2 protein-coding genes are annotated in these 3,521 nt (G+C 57.0%); both read left to right on the top strand.

Annotation, left to right across the window (positions count from 1 at the left end):
* Positions 1–211 precede the first annotated feature (211 nt).
* Positions 212–1,663, top strand: coding sequence for a S41 family peptidase (locus M891_RS0122035; RefSeq protein WP_028540287.1), 1,452 nt, complete (start codon positions 212–214; stop codon positions 1,661–1,663).
* A gap of 140 nt (positions 1,664–1,803) precedes the next feature.
* A complete protein-coding gene (locus M891_RS24425) occupies positions 1,804–3,159 on the top strand; it encodes a PDZ domain-containing protein (RefSeq protein ID WP_051417176.1) in 1,356 nt (451 codons plus the stop codon).
* Positions 3,160–3,521 lie beyond the last annotated feature (362 nt).

Consider the following 3,521-nt stretch of genomic DNA (forward strand, 5'->3'; position numbering starts at 1 on the left):
AATCCTACGTGAGCAACGGAAGACTCGGCTGAATTCAAGATTCGACGTGGACTAGGCTGCTTGAAAGTGCATCGTGATAAGAAGCCAATTTTAAATCCACCTTAAATTGTAAATATTTCTCATGGGTGGAACATATACTATGTGACGTTCAATTCGGACGTGCCGGGCACGCCGCCCGGTGATGTTCATTTTTCGGAGGCGGTGATCAAGGATGTTTAAAGGTCGTACGGTAGCCCTGCTCGTTGTCGCAGCCATGCTGGTCAGCAGCTTGTTGACGTTAACGCTGACGGGGGAATGGAGCTTTGCCGGAACGGGACCGCTGCGCAGCGGAAGTTATGCCGACACGGCCGGCACCGGCTCGAAGCAAAATATCAAAAAAATCGAGACGGCGCTGCAGCTCGTCCAAAAAAACTACGTCGAGGACGTGGATACGAACAAGTTAATTGATGGTGCGATCGACGGAATGATGAATGCGCTGGAGGATCCTTTCTCCTCCTACATGGCCCCGGATACGGCGCAGCAATTCTCGGAGCAGATTGAGGGTTCTTTTACCGGAATTGGAGCAGAGGTGTCCATGGAGAACGGCAATGTCGTGGTCGTTTCCCCGATCAAGGGCTCTCCTGCTGAAAAAGCTGGCATTCAACCGAAGGATATCCTGTTGTCGGTGAACGGAGAGTCGTTCGAGGGGCTAAGCTTAAATGAGGCAGTGGCCAAAATTCGCGGCCCGAAAGGCACCGTTGCGAAGGTGAAGGTCAAACGCGCTGGCGTCGCCAATACGCTGGAATTTGAGATTGTCCGCGATGACATTGCGCTGGAAACGGTCTATGCCGAGATGAAGGATGGCAAAATCGGGGTTATTACGGTGACCGAGTTTTCGCTGAATACGGCGGATCGTTTCAAGAAGGAGCTGGAAAACCTCGAGAAACAAGGCATGAAAGGCCTGATCATCGATGTGCGCAACAACCCGGGCGGGGTGCTGGACGTCGTCGAGGCGATGTCCGAACAGTTCGTGCCGGCAGGGAAAGCCATCGTCCAAATCGAGGATAAATATAAACGCCGGCAGCAATCGGTTTCCAAAGGAAGCGGGAAGTCCTACCCGGTCGTTGTGTTGACCAACAAGGGCAGCGCCAGCGCCTCGGAAATTCTGGCCGGTGCTCTCCAGGAATCTGCAGGAGCGAAGCTGGTTGGTGAGACAACTTACGGTAAAGGAACGGTGCAATCCAGCTACAGTCAGGAAATGGGCGACGGCAGCATGCTGAAGATCACCATTGCCAAGTGGCTGACGCCAAACGGCGAATGGATCCATAAGAAAGGGATCAAGCCGGATGTTGAGGTGTCCCAGCCGGATTATTTTATGGTAGCACCCATCAATAAGGAAAAAACGTACAAATACGATATGCTCGGTGAGGATATCAAAAGCGCTCAAACGATGCTGGACGGACTCGGGTACAATCCGGGTCGGAAAGACGGATATTTCGATAAAAGCACCGAGAAGGCGCTGAAAAAGTTCCAGACGGACCAGAAGCTTACGGCAAACGGCGTGCTGGACGAGAAAACCGCCGGGGCTTTGGAAGCCAGCATCATCCAACAAATCCGCGATCCGAAAAACGACTTGCAGTTAAATCGGGCACTCGAGATTATGCGGAAGGAAATTGCGAAGTGAATGTCGAATCCCTAAGAGGGCTGAAATGCGGCCCTCTTTTTTTCTGATTTTCGTTGGAGTACATCGGTGAACTGATCATTACTCCTAAAGATAGAGGACAAGCTTGAACTTGTACACCAAAAAAGGAGCGTGAATACCTCTTGGATCTCATTCTCGAAGGATTGTGGAGTCTGGCGGAAGCGGGGGCGCAGCTGTTGTTGCAGCCGTTCTACTATATCTCGATTATCGTCATCCTGCTGCTCTATCGCAGACAGGTTGTGCTGGAACGCCGTCTGTTTCATGTTCGCCTGCACAGCTGGGGCTTGCAGACTTGGCAAACCGCTCTTGGCGGGCTGCTGGCGGGGCTGGCGGTTTCCGTCGTCTTCGTCTTCCTTGGAATGAATTTGACGATGGAGGGAATGCTCTGCCTTTGGGTGGTTACGCTGGTGCTGATGCTGTTCCGCATCCGCTATTTATGTCTCGCTTACGCTGTGGGCGTGCTGGGGGTCCTCCAGTTTGTATTCCATCTGATCCCGGATCCGGCAGAGGCCCCGGTTCTAAGCGATGTTGTTCGTGTCGTCCGGGAGCTGGATATTCCGGCATTGCTTTGTCTGGTCGGCTTGCTGCATTTGGCCGAAGGATTGTTGGTTCGTTGGCAGGGGGCTTCGTTTGCGGGGCCGTTGTTTTTTGAAGGAAAAAGAGGCAAGCTGATCGGCGGGTATCAAATGCAAAGCTTGTGGCCGGTGCCGCTGTTCTTGCTCGTCCCGGCGCAGACGTTAGGCGGGGTTCTGCCGTGGACGCCGTTGTTTGGCGGAGATGCCTGGCAAGACGGCTTTAGCATGATCGGGCTGCCGATCGTGCTTGGATTCTCGGAGATGACGCTGGGGATGCTGCCTCAGGATAAAGCGCGCGTTTCGTCCAGCCGCCTGCTGGGGTATGGCGCGGTGATCACCGTGCTGGCGTTGCTCGCAGCGTGGTGGAGCCCGCTGATGCTGGTGGCCGCCCTCGCGGCGTTTGGGCTGCACGAAGCGTTGATTTGGCTGAGCCGTTATGAGGAGCAGCAACGCAGCCCGATGTTTGTCCATCCGCAAGGGGGACTGAAGGTGCTCGCGGTGCTGCCGGGCAGTCCGGCGGAAGAGCTGGGCATCCGGGCCGGCGAGTCGATCGTGAAGGTCAACGGCGTGCCGGTGCCCACGAAGGAAGATCTGCATGCGGCGCTGCGGATCAACCCGGCTTTCTGCAAGCTGGAGGTACGGAATCTCGCGGGCGAGAGTAAATTCCTCCAGCGCGCCATCTACGCCGGCGATCACCACCAGCTCGGCGCGATTCTCGCGCCGGACGAGCTGGCGCCGGCGGCGGTAAGGCTGCAGCCGCTCTCGCTGCTGCAGCTGCTGCGCCCGCGCGCGAGTGCCCGTGCGGCGCGGGGCGCTCGGGGCGCCACGCCCGCACCGCAGCGCGAAGCGCGGGCGGGCGGCGGCACGCCGGCGGCGGCCGATGGGCCGGCCGCCGAGGCGTAGGCGGCGCGCGGGCCGCGGGGTGCTTCTATGCACCCGGGCGCCGCGGCGCCATGTTCTTGCCGGCAGCGCGGATGCGTGCGCTGCCGGCGGCAAGGGCTGCACCGCGAGGCAAGTTGCCCGCGCGGTGCGACGACGAACCCGCCTGGGGGAGGCAAGGCTTCCCTCAGGCGTTTTTTTGCGTCCGCTAACGGACCTAGATGCCGCTATTTGCGTGTGATCAGCAGTCATGTGAATGTAACGGACTCAGATGCTCTTATTTGATGGAAAGTTGAGAGAACAATCCTCCTTAACATCAAATAAGGGCTTTTCAGTCCGTTGCTATGAACGTTTTTGTCAAGCCCTCGGTTTTAACTCTGCCTGAG

Source organism: Paenibacillus sp. J14 (assembly GCF_000518465.1).
Lineage (GTDB): Bacteria > Bacillota > Bacilli > Paenibacillales > Paenibacillaceae > Fontibacillus > Fontibacillus barengoltzii.